Raw genomic sequence first — 1,465 nt, 5'->3', positions numbered from 1 at the left:
ACTTGCTTCTCTCAAGTGACAACTATATTAGTATATCACAGTCGCTTTCGCTTGTCAACACTTTTTTGAAATTTTTTTGAAACTTTTTTTCATCAAGTGCTTCAACCGCAACATACCATAGTCCGTACGGGATTCGAACCCGTGTTACCGCCGTGAAAAGGCGGTGTCTTAACCCCTTGACCAACGGACCAGAGTTGTTTTCAACTCTTACTATTATACAGACTTTTTCTAACTTGTCAACAACTTTTTTTATCTTTTTTCAAATTAAGTAAAAAGAGCCAGAATTATACTGACTCTTCTATTGATTATTAAACTTAGAAGCACGTTCTTCTCCCCACCAATATGGGATTAGTTCTGCGATTTTCACCGTCTTTCTTGTATCGTAGTCCATCATGAATTCTGCGTCCTTATTTTCAGCGTTCAACTCTAAGAGGAACTCTCTGCAAGCGCCACAAGGCATACCGGAACTTCCACCATAAGGTGGTTTGTCTCGAAAGGCTAATACTTTTTTAACCTTAGTTTGTCCTGAAAATTGGTACATATTAAAGAGTGCCGCCCGCTCTGCGCAGAGATGGAATACACCACAGGTTCCCTCCATACAGAAACCTGTAAATATTTGTCCATCTTCTGCTTCTACAGCGGCAACGACATGATTAGTATAAACAAAATCAGATACTTCATGTGGATTATACAGTTTCTGTGCTTCTTCGTACATCTTTTCCCAGATGTCCATTGTTGCATCCTTCTTATTTAGAGATTTCTTTTAACATATTTTCGATATGCTGGATTGATTTTTCACGGCCTAACAAGAAGATTGTATCTGGCAATTCTGGTCCATGCATTTCACCTGAAACTGCGATACGAATAGGCATGAAAAGATTTTTTCCTTTAATACCTGTTTCTTTTTGAACAGCTTTGATTTGTGGGAAGATATTTTCTGTTACAAATTCATCATTTGTCATCGCTTCAAGTTTTGCTTTGAAGGCTTCAAGAACTGTTGGGACTGTTTCCCCTGCCATGACTTCGCGTTCTGCTTCTGTCAATTCTGGGAAATCTGAGAAGAAGAGATCTGTCAATGGGATAATCTCATCTACTGATTTCATTTGTGGTTTATAGAGCTCAACTAGTTTTTCAGCTTTGTCAGTTAAACGGCCTGCTTCCTCTAAGAATGGTTTTGCCATTTCAAAGATCGTTTCTAGGTCTGCATTCTTGATATAATCATTGCTCATCCAGTCTAGTTTTTTCTGGTCAAAGGCTGCCGGAGACTTGCTCAGGCGGTTTTCATCGAAAAGTTTAATGAGTTCTTCACGAGAGAAGATTTCATCTTCGCCACCTGGGTTCCAACCAAGAAGAGCAATAAAGTTAAAGACTGCTTCTGGAAGATAACCTTTTTTACGGTAGTCTTCGATAAACTGAAGGGTGTTAGTATCGCGTTTAGACAATTTTTTCCCAGTCTCAGAGTTGA

At 39.0% G+C, this 1,465-nt stretch carries 2 protein-coding genes and 1 tRNA gene; all 3 read right to left on the bottom strand.

From position 1 onward, the window contains the following. Positions 1–118 precede the first annotated feature (118 nt). A tRNA-Glu gene (locus tag ACLNCN_RS04755) sits at positions 119–190 on the bottom strand. Positions 191–298: 108 nt separating this feature from the next. Next, a complete protein-coding gene (locus ACLNCN_RS04750; RefSeq protein WP_265487553.1) occupies positions 299–733 on the bottom strand; it encodes a cytidine deaminase in 435 nt (144 codons plus the stop codon). Positions 734–746: 13 nt separating this feature from the next. Continuing rightward, positions 747–1,465, bottom strand: a 719-nt coding sequence (locus ACLNCN_RS04745) for a glutamate--tRNA ligase (protein ID WP_424844736.1), incomplete at its 5' end; no start/stop codon positions are given.

Source organism: Streptococcus sp. CL8.13 (genome assembly GCF_049737895.1).
The sequence above is the reverse complement of the archived record's forward strand: the minus strand, read 5'-3'. Positions and strand labels throughout refer to the sequence as shown.